Origin of the sequence: Bdellovibrio bacteriovorus (assembly GCF_041888015.1) — a bacterium.
In the GTDB taxonomy this organism is placed as follows: Bacteria; Bdellovibrionota; Bdellovibrionia; order Bdellovibrionales; family Bdellovibrionaceae; genus Bdellovibrio.
The window spans coordinates 2,698,150-2,715,440 of record NZ_CP168968.1 but is presented as its reverse complement, the minus strand read 5'-3'; the positions used below and the strand labels follow the sequence as shown (position 1 = coordinate 2,715,440).

At 47.3% G+C, this 17,291-nt stretch carries 21 protein-coding genes; 10 read left to right on the top strand and 11 right to left on the bottom strand.

The features are described 5' to 3' along the window. Positions 1 to 6 precede the first annotated feature (6 nt). The 3 genes from ACES2G_RS12965 to ACES2G_RS12955 all read right to left on the bottom strand — a co-directional run bounded on the left by ACES2G_RS12965 (position 7) and on the right by ACES2G_RS12955 (position 2,605). Positions 7 to 585, bottom strand: coding sequence for a LuxR C-terminal-related transcriptional regulator (locus tag ACES2G_RS12965; protein WP_374000415.1), 579 nt, complete (start codon positions 583 to 585; stop codon positions 7 to 9). A 57-nt stretch (positions 586 to 642) separates the two neighbouring features. Then, entirely contained in the window at positions 643 to 1,908 is a 1,266-nt protein-coding gene (locus ACES2G_RS12960; protein ID WP_374000414.1) for a histidine kinase N-terminal 7TM domain-containing protein, read from the bottom strand. A 100-nt stretch (positions 1,909 to 2,008) separates the two neighbouring features. Continuing rightward, the gene (locus ACES2G_RS12955) at positions 2,009 to 2,605 is read right to left on the bottom strand and encodes a MarR family winged helix-turn-helix transcriptional regulator (RefSeq protein WP_347358609.1); all 597 of its coding nucleotides are present in this window, start codon (positions 2,603 to 2,605) and stop codon (positions 2,009 to 2,011) included. Between the two features lie 144 nt (positions 2,606 to 2,749). Between ACES2G_RS12955 and ACES2G_RS12950 the strand changes: the two genes are divergently transcribed. Together ACES2G_RS12950 and ACES2G_RS12945 are read left to right on the top strand one after the other, a co-directional pair. After that, the gene (locus ACES2G_RS12950) at positions 2,750 to 2,983 is read left to right on the top strand and encodes a thioredoxin family protein (protein WP_347358610.1); all 234 of its coding nucleotides are present in this window, start codon (positions 2,750 to 2,752) and stop codon (positions 2,981 to 2,983) included. Positions 2,984 to 2,993: 10 nt separating this feature from the next. Then, entirely contained in the window at positions 2,994 to 3,716 is a 723-nt protein-coding gene (locus tag ACES2G_RS12945; protein WP_374000413.1) for a YggS family pyridoxal phosphate-dependent enzyme, read from the top strand. Here the strand turns inward: ACES2G_RS12945 and ACES2G_RS12940 are convergent. From ACES2G_RS12940 to ACES2G_RS12915, 6 genes are all read right to left on the bottom strand, one after another. Then, positions 3,695 to 4,408 carry an alpha/beta hydrolase gene (locus ACES2G_RS12940; RefSeq protein ID WP_347358612.1) on the bottom strand — a complete coding sequence of 238 codons (714 nt, stop codon included), beginning with the start codon at positions 4,406 to 4,408 and terminating at the stop codon, positions 3,695 to 3,697. The two genes, ACES2G_RS12945 and ACES2G_RS12940, sit on opposite strands and share 22 nt — an antisense overlap. 30 nt (positions 4,409 to 4,438) lie before the next feature. Then, positions 4,439 to 6,145 carry an amidohydrolase gene (locus ACES2G_RS12935; protein ID WP_374000412.1) on the bottom strand — a complete coding sequence of 569 codons (1,707 nt, stop codon included), beginning with the start codon at positions 6,143 to 6,145 and terminating at the stop codon, positions 4,439 to 4,441. A 79-nt stretch (positions 6,146 to 6,224) separates the two neighbouring features. After that, positions 6,225 to 7,013, bottom strand: coding sequence for an alpha/beta fold hydrolase (locus tag ACES2G_RS12930; protein ID WP_374000411.1), 789 nt, complete (start codon positions 7,011 to 7,013; stop codon positions 6,225 to 6,227). Continuing rightward, complete coding sequence (locus ACES2G_RS12925; protein ID WP_374000410.1) at positions 7,014 to 7,745, bottom strand: 5'-methylthioadenosine nucleosidase; 732 nt, start codon at positions 7,743 to 7,745, stop codon at positions 7,014 to 7,016. Between the two features lie 77 nt (positions 7,746 to 7,822). Continuing rightward, the gene (locus ACES2G_RS12920) at positions 7,823 to 8,617 is read right to left on the bottom strand and encodes an AAA family ATPase (protein WP_374000409.1); all 795 of its coding nucleotides are present in this window, start codon (positions 8,615 to 8,617) and stop codon (positions 7,823 to 7,825) included. Then, a complete protein-coding gene (locus ACES2G_RS12915) occupies positions 8,610 to 9,752 on the bottom strand; it encodes a glycosyltransferase family 4 protein (RefSeq protein ID WP_374000408.1) in 1,143 nt (380 codons plus the stop codon). The genes ACES2G_RS12920 and ACES2G_RS12915 overlap by 8 nt, the downstream gene beginning before the upstream one ends. A 346-nt stretch (positions 9,753 to 10,098) precedes the next feature. On the opposite strand from ACES2G_RS12915, the gene ACES2G_RS12910 reads away from it, so the two are divergent. From ACES2G_RS12910 to ACES2G_RS12880, 7 genes are read left to right on the top strand one after another with little or no spacing between them, the layout of a single operon-like run. Continuing rightward, positions 10,099 to 10,878, top strand: a complete 780-nt coding sequence (locus ACES2G_RS12910) for a hypothetical protein (protein WP_347358618.1) — start codon at positions 10,099 to 10,101, stop codon at positions 10,876 to 10,878. A gap of 13 nt (positions 10,879 to 10,891) precedes the next feature. Then, positions 10,892 to 11,146, top strand: coding sequence for a PqqD family protein (locus ACES2G_RS12905; RefSeq protein WP_347358619.1), 255 nt, complete (start codon positions 10,892 to 10,894; stop codon positions 11,144 to 11,146). 2 nt (positions 11,147 to 11,148) lie between these two features. Continuing rightward, entirely contained in the window at positions 11,149 to 11,787 is a 639-nt protein-coding gene (locus tag ACES2G_RS12900) for a CPBP family intramembrane glutamic endopeptidase (RefSeq protein ID WP_374000407.1), read from the top strand. After that, positions 11,774 to 12,880 carry an alpha/beta fold hydrolase gene (locus ACES2G_RS12895; protein WP_374000406.1) on the top strand — a complete coding sequence of 369 codons (1,107 nt, stop codon included), beginning with the start codon at positions 11,774 to 11,776 and terminating at the stop codon, positions 12,878 to 12,880. The genes ACES2G_RS12900 and ACES2G_RS12895 overlap by 14 nt, the downstream gene beginning before the upstream one ends. Then, complete coding sequence (locus ACES2G_RS12890) at positions 12,870 to 14,051, top strand: MFS transporter (protein ID WP_374000405.1); 1,182 nt, start codon at positions 12,870 to 12,872, stop codon at positions 14,049 to 14,051. The genes ACES2G_RS12895 and ACES2G_RS12890 overlap by 11 nt, the downstream gene beginning before the upstream one ends. Then, complete coding sequence (locus ACES2G_RS12885; RefSeq protein ID WP_374000404.1) at positions 14,048 to 15,088, top strand: PIG-L family deacetylase; 1,041 nt, start codon at positions 14,048 to 14,050, stop codon at positions 15,086 to 15,088. The genes ACES2G_RS12890 and ACES2G_RS12885 overlap by 4 nt, the downstream gene beginning before the upstream one ends. 15 nt (positions 15,089 to 15,103) lie before the next feature. Beyond that, entirely contained in the window at positions 15,104 to 15,607 is a 504-nt protein-coding gene (locus tag ACES2G_RS12880) for a hypothetical protein (protein ID WP_347358624.1), read from the top strand. Positions 15,608 to 15,612: 5 nt separating this feature from the next. Here ACES2G_RS12880 and ACES2G_RS12875 read toward each other — a convergent pair whose 3' ends face one another. Continuing rightward, entirely contained in the window at positions 15,613 to 16,389 is a 777-nt protein-coding gene (locus ACES2G_RS12875; RefSeq protein WP_347358625.1) for a helix-turn-helix transcriptional regulator, read from the bottom strand. A gap of 111 nt (positions 16,390 to 16,500) precedes the next feature. On the opposite strand from ACES2G_RS12875, the gene ACES2G_RS12870 reads away from it, so the two are divergent. Further along, a complete protein-coding gene (locus ACES2G_RS12870; protein ID WP_374000403.1) occupies positions 16,501 to 16,845 on the top strand; it encodes a hypothetical protein in 345 nt (114 codons plus the stop codon). 68 nt (positions 16,846 to 16,913) lie between these two features. Here ACES2G_RS12870 and ACES2G_RS12865 read toward each other — a convergent pair whose 3' ends face one another. Next, the gene (locus ACES2G_RS12865; RefSeq protein WP_374000402.1) at positions 16,914 to 17,285 is read right to left on the bottom strand and encodes a hypothetical protein; all 372 of its coding nucleotides are present in this window, start codon (positions 17,283 to 17,285) and stop codon (positions 16,914 to 16,916) included. Between the last annotated feature and the right edge of the window lie 6 nt (positions 17,286 to 17,291).

Below are 17,291 nucleotides of genomic sequence, written 5' to 3'. Positions count from 1 at the left end.
ACGGCTTTAAATAAGCTTGTGCTTGATGGCCCAAACGCTGATCTCGACGGAGGTTTTACAGTGAAGCTTGCGCATGATGCTGACCTTGTGAGTTTTTACGGTGTGTTCGGAGCAGTTCAGGATTTGGGCGATTTCTTTGTTAGAGTGGCCCTTGGCGATGTACTTAAGAATTTCGATTTCGCGGGGAGTGATTTTTTCTGTGGAGTTAAAGTCTGACAGAACTTTCTTCAATGAAGGGGCTATGTAGGGTTCTCTGGTTTTCGGAGAGTTGAGGATGGTGCGAAGCTCCTCACGGCTGTTGGTCTTTGAGATCAGTGCTTTGACCCCCAGGCCAATATACTGCTGTAAGGCGAAGCGATCCTCGGCTTGTGTGACAATCACAAACTCAATTTCCGGGCGGATCTTTTTAACGGCTTGGACCAGTTCCAAACCGGTTTGCTCTTGTAGGAAGTGATCCAGAAAAACCACCTGCGGGCGCAGATTGATGATGGGCTCCAAAGCTGTGGCAACAGAGCTGGCTTCACCAACTTGCTCATAGTTCGGAGCAAGTTCGGACACGGCCAGGCGTAAACCATCTCGGACCACGGAATGATCATCTACAATAAAAAACGTTTTAGTATGGAGCTCCATATATTTATGGTTCTATACGGGATCAAGCACTGTCAAGCAGGGAAGGCGAACCTGTACCTCGGTTCCCAATCCGGGCTCTGAAGAAATTCGAATCTTCCCTTGAAGCTTCTCGATAAATTCCAGTGTAAAACGCAGAGGACTGGCATTCAGATTCTGACGAAGTTGAATCTCTTTGTTCAGAATCTGTACGGAAAGCTGACTGAGCGCACTTTGCAGGCAGAGCTGCAGGTCTTGAGAGGAAGAAAGATCCTCTTCCGCACTCCAGGCAAGAACATCGCCCAAAAGGGCTAGGGATGAGGAGCTTGCTTGAATCATTTGATCCAGATGTTTTTTTAGATCTTCAGTCTGATTCATTTCGATGATCTTTTTGGTTCCGATAAGCAAGTTATTTACACCAGACAGAGAGCCTGTCAGATCATGTGAAAGCACCGATTGCACCTTGCGGTTAAAATCCGTCATGCGCAGAATTTCATTGTTCAGGGTTTTCAGGATCTGATTGCTTTCATTCAGCTCTTCGTTCAGGGCGGTGATTTCACTGACGTCCGTAAGCATACAGACACCAGCCTTTTCCTCGCCACCCTTGATTTCGATTTCATGATGGAAGACCTGATACACCCGATCATCAATAGTGACGTTATCCTCGGCTTTTAAGGCGGGAGCCAAAGATGTTAGATCCCGCAACGGCTTTCCGATATGAGACGAACTTGTTTGTGTAATTACCGGATCTTTCAGGAAAATTTTCCCCGCGAAATCCATCCCAATGTGAAGGATTCCGGCAAGGGCAAACCAAAGCGCATAGTGGCGACGCAAACCCCGAGCCATAATGAAGTTATAAAGATAGGTGCCGTAAAGGACCAAAATGCAGATCTGCGCATAGGCAAAGTTGACGGCGAGGATCGGACCGACTTTGTACGAAAGAAGTCCATGTCCTTGGGGAAGCTCTTTAAAATCATGAAAGGCCAAAGTATCTGACCAGGGAACTTTCAAAATACTTGCGACCGTGACGGCCATTGCCAGCCCCGGAATGATATACAAGGCCAGCGCCCATTTTTTGATCCGCTCCCAAAGGGCACGATGAAAGACCATCAGGGACATCGCGATCCAGGTCGGAGCCAGCAACGGATTGGTGACTTGACGAAGCCTTGTCAAAAGCATGCGGGTTTCAAAGTCGTCAGTCATGAAGATGAGGATGGCCCACAGGGCCCACAGCGCATAACACGCCTGAGTTAACAGCAGAATGCGATGCAAAGGTGAGCGACGATAGGGCCATAAATACACAGAAAAGCCTGCGCACAATGCAAACGTGAACAATAAAGAGACTGAGCCAATTAAGATCATAGGAAGCAAAAGATTATTCGCCTGTTTCTAAAAAAGCACGCTAGATTTCATGTTCCGGGCAGTCCATACGCAGATCGCCGGCACCGAAAGCCGCATCAATCAGGTTGCAGTGGTGCGGTTTTTCTTTTGAATTGTGGGCATTGGCCGCAAAGAACTTGCAGCTGACGCACATTTTTGACGGAGTGATCTTGCCTTCCTCCTGAAGTCCTTTGATCACTTTTGACACCAAAAACAGAAGTTCACTTTGTTCCGAAGGATTCAGATAGCGCAACCCCTGCACCAACTCGTGACTGCTGTCCTTCAGGCGCAAGGCCAGCTTGCTTCCTTTTGACGTCAAAAGAATATCCGTGGACCTTTGATCTTTGGCGGAAGGAACTTTTTTGACCAGATCTTTGTTTTCAAGGGCAATGACGGAATCGCTTAAAGACGCTTTGGAGATTCCAAGTAGCTCGGAAAGGGCAGAGACGGTCAGGGCTTTTTTGACTTCCAGAAGGGTCAGGACCTGCATTTGCGTAGGACTGAGTTTTTCTTTTTTGGAAATCTCCCAGGAATCACTGCGAAGAGCCACGCTGACGCGGGACAGCCCTGTGATAATTTTATTCTGCAGTTCCTCTGTGAGTCCTTGGTTTTTCTTCATTTTCCGTCCTGTCAGTCAGATCTTATAGAACCATATCCCCGGTCAAAAAACAACTGGGTAGGAGTCCTATTGACATTTCTTCTGGTAGGTTCTATTTAAGTAGGAGTCCTACCAAATAAGGTCGGGCAAAAAAAGGAGAAATACATGAATAAAGCGATTTTCTATCACGCAGGGTGCCCGGTGTGTTTGGATGCTGAACAGAAGATTCTGAATCTGGTTGATACTCAAAAATACAAAGTCGAGATTGTTCATTTGGGCGAGCAGAAGTCCCGTATTACTGAGGCGGAAAAAGCCGGTGTGAAATCCGTTCCAGCTTTATTGGTGGGCGGGGATGCCTTGCATATCAACTTCGGTGCGGCTCTTTCGGATTTGAAGTAAAGAGGCCGACATGTCTATTTCGCGCAGTCTTTCAGACCTTCAACTAGAGATCCGGAACGAATGCCTAGCCGCAGGCCGGGACCCGGAATCGGTTCGTCTGCTTTTGGCAACGAAGACGGTCGAACCTGCGCGAATAGCCGAAGCTTTGAAAGCAGGACACCGTCTGCTGGGGGAAAATAAGGTGCAGGAGCTTAAACGAAAGTTTACAGAGCTGGAACCCCTGCAGCCAGAGTGGCACTTTATCGGGCATCTTCAGTCCAATAAGGTGAAAGATATTCTGCCGCATATTCAGATGTTGCATTCCTTGGATCGAATGTCTCTGGTGAAGGAACTCAACCGACGTCTTCAGGATCAGGGCCGAACCTTGGATGTTTTGGTGCAAGTGAACTCTTCCAATGAAGCCAGCAAGTTTGGTCTGCCTCCGGAAGCGGTGGCAGATTTTGTCGAGACTCTCAAGGGATATCCGACCTTGAAAGTAAAAGGCTTGATGACGCTGGCTCTGTTTTCTTCAGATGAATACCGGGTGCGGGAATGTTTCCAGAAAATGAAAAGACTTTTTGAAGAACTCAAAGGGGATCGATTTACCCATGTGGAGATGAAAGAGCTTTCGATGGGAATGTCTTCGGACTATAAGTGGGCCATTGCAGAAGGGGCGACGCTTCTGCGTGTGGGCACAAAAATATTTGGGCAAAGACCTTATCCGGATTCTTACTATTGGCCCGAAGAAAAGTGAGACAGCACTTGTGCCATTTCGTCAGGCTTTTCAAGAGGAATGTAGTGCCCGCATTCCTCTATAATTTGAAACTTTGCCTGGGGAATTTGCTGATGCAGGGACTCCAGTTGTTTCAGGGGGACGACCCGATCCTCACGGCCACCGACGATCAAAATGGGGCAGGAAAGTTGGCGAAGCTCCGCTGTCAGATCTTTTCTGTCCAAGGTTGCCATCATCTGATTTAAATACATTTCGGATGTATATCCCGCACTCATATCCACAATTGTCTGTGTGACATGAGGATTGCCTAAAGAATTCGGGTGCAGAAAGCGCGACAGTTCCTTTTCATTCATACCGCGATATTTGTATTTGCCCAGAAACTCTTTCATACTCAAGCGCCATTGCCGTTCGCGCTCGCTGAGGGCACCCACGTTGACGGCGACCAGACTTAGGCGCTGTAACCGGTCCGGGTGTTGGGTCGCAAAAAGCTTGGCAACATATCCACCCATGGAAAAACCAACCAGGTGAAAACGTGGATAGGGCAGATGGACGATCAGATTCAGCATATCCTGAAGATTTTTGCAGTCTTTAAAGTGCAAAGAAACCAAAGGCCCCGGCACTGTCAGTCTGGCGATGGTGTCACTCCAAACACGCTCATCACATAAGAAGCCGGGAAGAAAAACTGTTGGAATTAAGTCCTGAGAGCTGTTCATGGGCCTATTGTGCCTCTCTCGGGGGAAAATTCAAGGCACTTTGTAAATGGTTTTACCTTCTTTGATTGTTTCAAGGACCTGGATTTTTTCCAGCTCACTTTCCGGGACTTGCAGCGGGTTTTTGGCAAGAATCACAAAGTCAGCCAGCTTTCCGTTTTCCAAGGAGCCTTTCGACTTTTCCTCCCAATGTTGATAGGCGGACCACAGAGTCATCGCTTTCAGGGCGGTCAGGACATCGACTTTATGCTCTTTCCCCAGAGTGTATCCACTGCGGGTTTTACGGGTGACTGTGGCTGAAAGAATACGCATGGAATCAGGCAGGACTACCGGTGCATCGTGGTGTGTGGTGAAGATCATCTTTTGTTCCAGAACCCAACCGGTAGGGGAAATATTCTCGGCTCGCTCAGGTCCCAGAACCGAAGTTCGATGCCAGTCGCCCCAATAGAATGTATGCATGGGGAAAAGAGATGGGATGATGCCCAAGGCTTTGATTTTTGCCACCTGATCTTTGCGTAAGACTTGTCCATGAATCAGAACAGGCCGGACCTCCACGTGAGGGAACTTTTTCTGGGCCGCTTCCATAGCAGTAATCATCTGATCTGTCGCACGATCCCCATTAGAGTGCGTGAGAATTTGCCAGCGGTTGGAGAGAGCTTGTTCGTACACCTGAATCAGCTTGGCATCATCTACAACGCCGTATCCCGCGTAGTCTTTTTTCTCGCCTTCGGGTGGGATATAATAGGGTTTTGTCAGCCAAGCGGTTTTTCCTTGCGGGGAACCATCCAAGGTGACTTTGACTCCCCCAAGACGGAAATGGTTTTGGTACTGTGGTGTCCGACTGATGTTGTGGTAATAGGGGGGCTTGAGCAGTTTATCAGTACCCGTCATCAGAATATCTGGATAAGAAACAATATCAGCAAGAAGTCTTTTTTTCTTGCTGGCAGCAATGAAAGTTTTAAGTTGGTCCGGCGATGAACGGCCATCTTGTATGGTCGTGTAACCGTACTTTAAATAAAGCTTTTGACCCTCTTCCAGCATGGCCAGGGATTGTTCTTCAGTAAGCGTCGGCATCACTTTAAGCAGAGCCAGAAAATAGGCATTTTCCTGTAGCACCCCACTGGGTTCTTGGCTGTTGGCCTTGCGTACGATAATTCCGCCAGAGGGATTAGGGCTGCTGGAAGTGATACCTGCAAGCTCCAAAGCTTTGGAGTTCATGACGCCAATATGGCCAGATTGGTGCATGATCACAATGGGTAGCGTTGACGAAACACTGTCCAGCTCGTCCCGCCGAGGATGCCTTTTTTCTGCGAGTTGCGAGTCATCGTAGCCAAAGCCCATCACAAGACCGCCATATTTTTTGGAGTTCTCGGAGCTCTTTATATAATCCGTCAGTGTTTTTTGGATATCTGCAATCGAGCTGTTAGCCCCATCGGGGGGCGGAAGCAGATTGGCACTGGCGGCTTGCAGACCCACTCCAGAAACATGACTGTGTGGGTCCACGAAGCCAGGCAGCAGAGTTGCCCCCTTCAGGTCTGTCAGGCGAGTTTTTTTATTTTTGAGCTTCATAACTTCTTGCTGATTGCCCACGGCAATAATTTTTCCCTGGGTAACAGCGATGGCTTGAGCACTTGGTTGGGCGTCGTTCATCGTAAGGATAGAGCCGTTGTACCATATTTGTTCAGCGTTTTTTGCGTAACTAAGACTGCTCCAAAGTGCGAAAGCTGCCAGCCATGTCATTGGATCTCCTTGGTATGAGACTATGATGAGATTGCAGCGCAGCTCTAGGGGGATGTAAATGCTAAATGTTTATCCGCTGTCAGCTTACGTAAAAGCGGGCACACAGATTCAAAATGACCTCGGGCTTTTCCCGGTGAGGTACATGTCCACAAGATGGAATGATCTGCATTTCCGTATGTCCTGCGGCAAGGCTTGAAATCATTTCCGGGAATTTCACAGAGCCGTATTCATCGCTGTCGCCGTGGATTGCCATGACGGGGCAATGAACTTTGGGAAGATCTGATCTCAAACTCCATTGCGAGAACTCAGAAGACAGCCACACCTTGATCCAAGCATCCAGCACCCACTGGGTTTTCTCTCCATGATATTTCTTCAGGCGGGAAAACATTGTGACATCGGCAAAATCAATCTGGGCCTTGCTGATGCCTTCGCGGGTCCGATCTTCAACAAAGGCCTGGGCTGATTCAGTGATGATGCCCAGACAGCGATCTTTTAAGACACCGGCGGTGACGACTGCCATGGCCCCACCCACGCTGTGGCCGAACAGGAAGAACTTGTTAATGCCCAAAGAATTCAAGATGGCCGGAAGATGAGTTTCGCCTTCTTCAGAAATGAACTGAACAGATGGCAGACCATTTCGTTCAGAAGATTTGCCAAAACCCCAGCGGTCATAGGAGCTGACCACGCGCCCGGTTTTTTCTGCCAAAAGTGCGGGGAAGTCTCGCCACATCTCCGTGCATCCCAAAGAATCATGCAGAAGAATGATCGGCACTGAGTCCAGAACATTCTGAGGTGTCCATGTTTTAACATAAATAGAGGCATTGTGGACGGTGATAAACTGTTCTGAGCTTGAATTGGCCAGAGTCATTTAGAATTCTTTCTCACATAGAAAATGCACGACATCCAAAGCTTTTTTACGGCTAGACTGCAGGAAGTTCAGATACTCCTCTGTCGGAGACGCACTTAACGTGTCGGCAACGGTTTTTACAACCATAAAAGGAATCTTTGCTTTGTTGCAAAGATAAGCGACGGAACAGGCTTCCATATCCACCATCAGGGCGTTGGGGAAGTCGGTTTTCAGGTGCAGCTTTTTCTGCAGACTTCCAACGAACTCGGATCCGGAAAGAATCACACCTTCATGGACTTGGTGCCCCTGGCTTTGCAGATATTGAATCAGTTGATATGAAGCTTCTTTGGCTGCCGCTGTGTGAATGTCGGCACGCTCATGAGGCTGTAAAGACAAGTGGGCTTCACCGCAGGCCATGTATTCATGCCCCTGGTCTTTTGAACAAATAGCGTCGTGCTGAACCACGTGAGTAGCAACACAGGTGTCACCGATCTGCAGTCGGGCATCAATCGCGCCCCCGAGGCCGAGCAACAAAACGGAATCTACTTTTAGCTCTGAGAGGATTCCTGTCAGAATTGAGCTGGCATTGATGGGGCCAATTCCTACTTGGGTCGCAAGAATACGAAGAGATCCTTTGGCAATTTCCCAGACCGGGGTTCCAAAAGGTTTCACATGCAGAACGGTCGCAGAGTCCTCTTTAAGGACATCCCGAAGCTCCTCTTTCATGGCCACAAGTATCAACACTGTTTTCATAGCAGATAGCTCAGACGGTAGAGCCGATTCTGCTGAAACGCAAGCGACAAGGCCAGCAAGCAACCGATATTTTCTGGCTAGAGGTCTGACAGCAGACTTAAGAGCGGCCGGGCGTGTTCATACAGTTTGGTTTCCAAAGTGTTTTGCCATTCTTCATAGGAACTATTTTCATCAAAATGGAACCAAGGCAGAACTCCCAGGCACGGCCATCCGGTTTTTTGGGAAAGGTCAGAAATCGTCTTATCAATCGTTGGGGTCTGCTCTAAAACCCCATTCACAACAAAGCCAGCCACTTGCTTTTGCAGTTTTTCAGGCATGGCATTTTTAAGCCCTAAAAGAGACAAAAAACCACCGCCGTCGCGTCCTTCTGCAACCAGTACAATCGGAAATTGAAATTCAGTGGCGGGCCAACGATTTGAAAACTCATGGTCACCTCCCAACAGGCAGTTGCCTCCTCCTTCAGCGATAAGGATGTCGGCTGTATCTGAAAGAACCTCGATATCCTGACGGATTTGATCTTTGATCTGCGAAATGACCTGAGGATTCACGTTGTCGCAATCAATATTATCCCGAGTGATAAGTTTGCTTTGAGTCACCGCCAGTCCGTGGCAGTACAGAATTTGGTTTTCAGGGTTGAAGTAAGCAGTGTTGTTCGCCGCCCGCAGTGAGCTTCTTGCACTGAGGGAGTATTCCTGCATATAGGCTGCGACGACTGAGCCATCCTTTGTGGGCTGTGGGGCAATATCAATCGAAAGAGCTTTATAAAACTGAACCCGAGAATATCGTTTGGCTGCAATGTTCAGCAGGCCATTGGCAAGAACAGTTTTGCCACTGTTACTGGAAGCGGACATTAGAAATAATTTTTTAGGCATGGTGAACTCTCTTTGGGGAAGGGCCAATATGTTCAAGAATTTTATTGATACTTAAATCCCAATTATGGGTGGCTTGCAGATTTCTATGGGTATCAATCCCGATAGAGGGCAGTTCTGCCAAATTGGTAAGGCAGAACTGCACAGCCTTAAACATTTCCTCTTTGTCTTGGGCATCAAAGACCATGCTCTTGGGGTAAAGCGCCAGGTCTTCTGAAATGCCACATTGACGACTGACCAGGACAGGCACTTGCAGAGAAAGAGCCTCTAGGGCAGCCAGCCCGTAGGAATCATAAAGACTGGGAAGCACCACAATGTCCGCCTTTAAGAGCAGACTTTGTATAAAGGCGAAGTCCGAAGAAAAAGGAATGAACTCGACCTGAACTTTTGACAGCTGTTGTGCTTTCGTTTCCAAGATTTTTTGTAAAGATCCTGAGCCGACGAGCCGGACACAGATAGACTGCTGCAGGTTGTTTTCATATATTTTTAAGCTGTCCAAAAAGGTGTCGATATTTTTTTCTGTTTCCAGTCGGCCCAGATACAAAAAGATCGGCTGTGCATTGGATAAGGGCCTTTGGCTGGTAACGGGAAGCGGGTCCATGCCGTATTTGACATGACAGATTCTATTTTTCGGAATTCTGTAGTGCTGATTCAGCGATTGAATCTGTGAACTGCTGACGGCAAGAACGGTTTTGGAATTTCTAAAAAGCAGCGTTTGCATGAGATCCACAAAAGATCTCCAGGAAGAAATGCGTCCTTTGCTTTCAAAACGTTTCAGGAAATGGGCCTGGCTGATTAAAGGCACAGGACGTGCTTCTGTATAATTAAGCGCAGCCAGAGCAAAAAACCAATCGTGAGCCCAGATAAGATCCGGCTGTTCCTGATTGATAATCTCCAAAGCTCTGCTGTTCACTTCATAGTATTTTTCAAAGGAGCCATCATTGAATGCGCCGTTAGAGGATAGGCGGTGGATGGTCACACCTTCATGAGTCAAAGTTTCATCGCATCCCGTGGTTCCGCAGATGACTGTTGTATTGATTTTTTTGAGTCCCAGACGTCGGGTGAATTCATAGACGACTTTTTCAATGCCGCCAAAACGATCCGGATAATAAAGAGGGGATAGAATAAGTATCTTCATAAAATAAAGGCCCTGGTTTTGAACCAGGGCCTACCCAATTACATTCCGCGTTCCATAGCCAGACTTGCTGGGATACGAACTTCCTTAATTTGGGGTTTTGCATACTTTTTCATACATCCTCCTTCGATGTTGTGTGCTGACCCATCAAAGCAAGCAAAGGGCCGTTCTCAGATCGAAATAAATGGGGGTACGTCCTCTAAAAGGCTTTTATTTCTTCCTAAATCTCAGAATTCGGACACAGAGATTGGGAATAGGACACGCCATCTCCAATAAATGGGGGCTGACGGCAGAAAATGGTCCAAAGCTTCTGGCATGTCTCTGGCTATAGCAGCCATACGGAGTGACTATGACAAAAGCAGACATACTAAATAGATTTAACGTAACCGAAGCTGATCTTTGCAAAAGAGTGGCACCCCAAGGCCATGAGATCGTCTTTCTTTCCGGCTCTTTGTTTGATGGCCTGGGCAATGCACGATCTGATTTGGATATCTTTCTTGTTACGGATGATCGTCATCCTTTGCTGCAAAACGAACGTACTATTGATCAAAATGTCATCATTAATAATAGACGTTTTGACCTGAGTATTTTTTCCCATTCTCTTGTTGATGAAACCGCAGCGGTCTTAATGGGTTTGGATTTCACCAGTCCGGACATCTATGTTCCCAGACAGCTTCATCCCCAGGTTTCAAACTATGAAATCTGCACAATGGTTCACCGTCTGAAGATCGGTATGGCCATCCACAATCACGAAGCATTTGAACAGCTTTTGAAACAGTTCCCGTTTTCATCTTATGTGCATTGGTTGATCCGTCTGCGTATGAATGAATACGACGGTCTTTACGAAGACATCGTAGGATCTTTGGAATCCCAGGATTTTTTAACTGCAGGGGAACTTATTCAGCAACAGCTGCATTTGCTGGCTCAATTGCTGGTTCTGTCAGCAGGACAAACCTTTGATCGCGATAAATGGGTTTTAAGAAAGCTGTCGCAGGCTGTGTCTGAAGACCTCTTCCGGGATTTTCTGGAAAATAAGAAGGCGGTCGCTGGTGGTGATAAGTCTGAAATTTTAAAAGCAATTCAATTTTGTGAACGTCAAATTGAGGCCCTTCAGCTGGGTCTTCTTTAGTAGGGAGAAAGAAATGATGACAAGAAATATTGATTGGAGAGTGCGCACTGTTGGGACTGGAATCTTTCTGACCAACTCTTTGAAGGTTTTTGAGGTGAACTCAACGGCGGCCAAGGTTTTTTTGATGTGTGACGGAAAAAATGACATGGACATGATGGTCTCTGGAATCAAGTCTTCGTTTCAGACAGAATGCCCGGATCAGGAAATTCGTGGGGACATTGAAGAGGTTTTGGCGACACTAAAAGAAATTGGCGCAGTTCAGGAATAGCTATGATGCAAATTTGGCTTCTTCTTTCATTCTTACTTCCATTTGCGGTTTTTTGGGCTCCTCACCGCATGAAGGGGCCAGGCTTGCGGTCATTCCTTTTCAGAAGAACATTGATTGTGCTGCCGTATCTTTTATGGATGGGTCTTCTGGATCTAAAAAAGATCCAGTGGAATCTGGCAGGGGTCAGTTTACTGATTGCCACAGTAGCTTTACTGATCTGGTGGGAACGAAAAGAGTATCTGTTTAAAGCTTCTGCGGTCTATGCCGGATTGGCGGGGAGAATGAACAAAGAGAACTTCTTTGCCAGCCTGTACAATCTTTCCGTTTTTATTTTGGCTGAAGAAGTTTTCTTTCGTTTGGCTGTCTTAAGCGTCTTTCCAAATAAGTGGGCCGTAGTCGGGCAAGCTGTGGCTTTTGTGGCGGCTCACTACGCGACTCCCTGGGGTAAGTCACTGGCTTTGAAGGATTTGGCAAGGCAGTTTGTCTTTGCTCTGGTGGCTGGATCCTACTTCTTGGCCACAGGTGATTTGATTGTATGTGTATTGGGTCATGCTCTATTAAATATGCCGGAGTTCATTCATTTGTTCCGCCGCTTTAGCATGAAATCATCAGAAGAAGAGGTGCTTTATGGCTCTTTTTAGTCTGAAGGCTCAGCAGGGTTTGCAAACGCCCACCGTTTTTATTCACGGGGGACCGGGTGCCAACTCAGGTCTTTTTCTAGGGGCTTTACTGCGTCACGGTTCCGAAGCCTTTCAAAGTCAGGTGATTTTGCATGATCAGCCTGGCTGTGGCTTCGATACGGAGGGACTGGCGACTTATAACTTTGAAAATCTATGCGTGCATCTTGGGCGGGATTTAAGCTCCAAGGCGAAGGTTCATCTGCTGGCTGAAAGCTTTGGGTGTACACTGGCGTTGCGATTTGCCCTTGTTTTTCCAAGTAAGGTGGCATCGCTGACTTTGGTCGGACCTCATTTCGACCGCCAAGAAGCTCAGCAGAATATTTATGCCCGAGCAGGCGAAGTTGTTCTGCGTTTGCGTGAAGAGTTAAGAACTGAAGAATATGTGCTGCTGCCACAGCTTCTGCGTGGAAAGAAAGAGAAAATTCAGTATCGTGAGTCTTCCAGCAAGAAGCGCCCTTTGGGAAAAGATTTGGCTTTGAAAGTATGGTCGCCAGAAAAGGCTCAAAGATTTGAAGAGGCGCTTTTGCAGGCCCTTGAAACAGGGTTGGTATCAGAGTTCTTGCGGGAGTCCCTACTGCAAGTTGTGGAGGCAGACCTCAAAGTCTTTACGGCTGAGGATGCTGATCAAGACCAGGTATCCACAGAGGCTCTGAAAAATTTGGTCAAGCGCTATGAGCTGTTCTTTGTCTCGTCCCAAACTTTTGCCGAAGTCACAAAATGCCGGGAAGATGCGCTGGCGTTTCCCGGGTCTCCTTACACCGGCGAGTCTTTGGATAGATCTTGCAAGCAATATGCGACTGATCTGGAGACCGCCACTGACTGGGAGTCCCGCAACTGCTGGCCTTGGGTGGAAGAGGTGCTTCATCAGGGAATCAAGGTTAGCGTGGTGACCGGAGCTCAGGACCCCTTTGCCACGGGCAGGAACTATAAGAACCTCTTAGAGCGGCATGAAGGTTATAAGGCTTATGTGATGGATCAGGTCGGACATTCTCCGATCTATGAAAAGCCAGAGATGACATTTGAATTATTGGAGTCGGTTTTGTATGGAAAATGAAAAATATGTTCGCAATAGATTAAATGGCATGTTGGTCGCTAAATTTATCAGCGACACGGGTACATGGATTAGCGTGGTTCTGATCCTTCTTTATACAAATGAAGTGGCTGTGATTAAAGCTCAGGGAATTTCATTGGTTTTTGCGCTCAGAGTTTTGATGCCGTTGTTGCTGACTCCCATGCTGGCGAAATTTGTGGATCGTTTTCCCACTGGTAAGTGGCTGGTTGCTTGTGATCTTTTGGCAGCGAGTATTGCCTTGGCGATTCCTTACTCCAATTCTGTTATGACCACCGCAATTGTGGCGGGAACGCTGTCCACGGTGACGGCGATTCATTTTTCAGCATTTAACCGATTGCTGAAGGCCTATACTCCCAAAGGGAAAATCAAGGCTTCCATATTGAAGCAATCTTTGTTGGAAGGAATTTCGCTGCTGGGCGGGACCTCTTTGGCCGGGATCGTGGGCAGCCAATTTAGCTTTAAGGTGGGGTTTGCGATGGACGCCCTGTCTTTTGTAGCCAGCGCCGCGGTCGTTATGTTTGTGTTTGGATTCTACAAAGTCAAAAACGTGAAAATGGCGGCGGAAGTACAAGAAGAAAAGCCGTTTAAAATTTTGTCTATTCGCACGATGCCTTGGTTGCTTTTGATTTCCACGTTTGCAGCGATTTGCTTTGGTTTGAGAGATACCACTTTGATTCAACTTATGGTCAACGAACTGGGGATGCAAAAAGGAATCTACGCTATTGCCGTCGCGGTGGGCGGAGCTGGCGGTATTCTGGGGAACCTTTTTGCCAATCGTATTTCGTTGAGGAAGGCCTATGCGGGGTTGGTGATCGTGTTTTTTGCAATCGCGATTCTGTACGCTGGAATTGCCTTCAGTAAGTCCGCTCTGTTGTTGTTCCCGGTGATCTTCATGCTGGGGTTGATTGAGGCTTGTTATTACTACTTCCGGTCTCATATCTTTTTTACCATCACGCCAGATGATCATTTGGCACGGGGAGCGGGCTTGTTTAAGATCTTCAATGCCACGGCTCGGTCGGGTGGGGTTCTGATTATCGGCCTGGGGTTTTCTTTCCTTCAGCCATCGCAGCAGTTTGTTTTGTTCGCGGTGATTGCTTTGGTTGCTGCCAGTGTATCCTATTTCTTTAGACCTTCGGTCGTGGAGTCAAAATGAAAGCTTTAGTTGTTGTCGCGCATCCTGATGACGAAACGATCTTTTTGGGTGGCTATATGCTTAAAAATCCCGAATGGAATTGGACTGTGGTTTCTGTGACTCATTCTTTGGACTCTGTCCGGGGGGGCGAGTTTCAGCGGGCCTGTCAGCGTCTGGGGGCCCAGCCGATCATGTTAGGTCAGGAAGATGTCTTTGAAAAAGAACTGGATCAGGATTTGATTGTGCAGTTCTTGCACCAGATCAGTCAGCAGGGATACGACATGGTCTTTACTCATAATCAGGTGGGTGAATATGGCCATCCTCACCATATCTGTGTTCACAACGCCGTAAAGCAGGTTTTCAAGAAACCTTATTTTTTTGGCTATAATTCATTTTCTGATATGGACATCAAGCTGAATGCCTGGGAGCTAGAGAAGAAAAGAAAGATTCTGCATGAGTGCTATTCCAGCCAGAGTTCAAAACCCTTTATGAAGCTGTTTGATATCGCGATGGAAAGACTGATTTCACCAAGCTATGTAGAGGCTTCGATCGAAGCCTCATTCTTTGGACGAAATGATCTGTGGTCTTATGAAAGCTCGGCGTATGAAACGGCTCGTTTGGATCGTATTGCCGGTGAAATTCAAAAGCTACTGGTATCGAATGTTTTGGAGGTAGGGGCTCATGAAGGGGCTTTGACGGAAAGACTGGCAGCATTTACCGAGGTTGTCGCTTATGAGCGTTCCGAAGTGGCTTTGGAAAGAGGACGTCAGCGGGCTCCTCAAGCGACCTGGTGCCTGGGGGACTTTGAAAGTAAACTTGATCAGGCCTTAAAGGTGCAGCCAGAGTTGGTGCTTTTTTCAGAGGTGCTTTACTATTTTAACGACTATAAAAAAGTATTGGCGGCCTTAAGCGGTCAGTCCCGCTTTGTTGTTGTGCAGAATGTTTCAAAAATTCACAAGCAGGTGGAATCTTTCATGATCGAGCAGGGTTGGCAGGTGGCAGTTTCTGCAAGCTCGAATCCTTTTGGATTGGGGATTTACGCCGCTTCAAATCTTTAGTATAAAAAGTGTTTTATGAAGCAGATATTAAGTGATCTCCTCTGGATTGAAGAACTATTGCCGACTGAGGTGGAGTCGACCCCAAAGCATGGGGGCATGGCTTATTATCTGGATATGAAGCTGATCATGATTCTGGTGGAAGATGCGGATAGCACCTATGAGCATAAAGGTGTCACCTATCCCTTTCAAATCTGGAATGGGTGCATCCTGCCGGTTGAGTATAAAAAGCAGAGCGCCTTTTTTCTTAAATTTTCATTTTTGGAAAATCATCCGGCCAATAAGGACTGGCTTTACATTCCCGCAGATTCGGAAAATTTCGAAGACGAAGTCAGACAGTTTGTTCGAGAAATCACAAAACGAAATCCTTTATTGGGGACGCCCGTAAAATTCACAGGGATGCCCAAGACGAAGGTGCCCGCTGCGGAGGCTGCTCGAAAGAAAGAGGCCAAGGCAGTCAAGGCCGATAAGAAGCGTGACAATACCTTTATGCTGAATCTGTTGAATAAGAATAAAAAATAGCGATTCTATTTTTCAAAGTTCAAGGTCAGTACATCCTTTACATTCCAAATTGAGAACTCGTCGGAATGAATAATTCCTGATACGGTAAGACCTTTATGGTTTGCTGTACTCAATTCCATCTTGGACAGGGCCTGATACTTTTTAAGAACCTCCATCAGGTCCTTGCCAAAGGCCCTCTTGTGTTCGGCTGACAGTAGAAGCTCAAACGGCTTGCAGATAGAGCCGGTTTCTTCCTGGTACGTCGAAGCCTTGTGGTGGGAGATGATAAAGTTGAAAATCGACTGAAGATTCTTTTGATAGTAGGCCTTTTGTAACAGGCCATCCTCGCGCCACTGAAAGGGGAAGCGGGCCAGTTGATAGACCCGGTCGCGCGGCATCAGCTTGATAAGCTCGACGTCTTCCAAATGGCGCAGTCTTTTGCGCAGTTCATTTTCCTTTAAATTTAACTGGGTCTTTAGCTGGGAGAAATTCAGTCCCATGACAATAGAGCGGAACAAAAGCAGGTAGCTGAGGTCTTTAGCAAAGAGTTCTTCTTGTTCTTCGCTGAAAAGATACGCCTTTTGCGTGTTCTGTTTGCTTAGCTCGATGAGATCGTAAAACGAGGTGCCCAGGCAAGTGGCGATCTCGCTAAGGTCCGCAATACTAAGTTCACCTTTATTCAGCCGTCGTTTTACAGTGGCCGTAGAGACGCGGAGTTTTTTGGCAAGGTCGGTGTACTGAACGCCCTGTTCTTTCATCAGAGCTTTCAAGCTGTTTTTGATTTTTGCCTCTTCGATTTTCATAGCCAGCCCATCTTTTTCTCTTAAAAGGGTCAAATATTGACCTTTTGTTAAAAGGAATTAAAGGAAAGGTCAAAATAAAATACTCCTATCCTTAGATAGACGGAGGTTTTTATGAATAAAATGATTTTGGCCATGTCGATGGCTATCGCTATGGCGTCGGGTTCTGTAGCCAGTGCCGCCTGCAATCCTTGTATTTGTGGGTTGGGAGGTGGTCTGCCACCACCACCAGAGTGCCCGGGCGGGGGCGGCTGGAAAAAACGCAGCACGGTTCCAGTGCATGCTCAGAGCCTGTTGGAAAGTGTACTTTCTGATAAATCAGTTGAGCAACAGGTGCTTGGTTCAGGGGGGCTTGAGTCTGTGCAGTGCTTTGAGTCGGGGGATGCAGTCAGCTTCCAGCTTAAAACAACAGATGGTGCGGAGTATATGACTCCCTATTTGGCTGTTCCGGCCAGATAGAGAGAAGGGCCGTAGGTCTATGCGCGATGTGGGCCGTTAAGGCCCACACCCGCAGTCTAAAGATAGTTCTAATACCCAAGCAAGGCATTCATGCCTTCGCATTGTGCTTCGGCTTGGCCCATGGAAGTTTGAATGGCCAAGTTGAGTGAGTCGCCATAAGGTGCTTGATTTCCTTCTTGTACAAATGTGCTTACCATCAGCTTCCCGGATTTCCAGGCTTCCAAACGGATAACGCCATGACCGGCGCGCAGATAGAAATCAATTCCGTTGGAGCTGGCTTTTTCAAGCGTCGCGTATTCGCGGTCTGGCTGCTCTTTGGAGGCTTTAAAAGGAACGTTGTCATTTGTAGTCACCATGCAGGCGAGGGGAGCCGCTTGCGCGTTGATGAAAGGTGCTACGGATAGAACAATCGACGTCACTACGAACTTTAGATTTTTCATGAATTT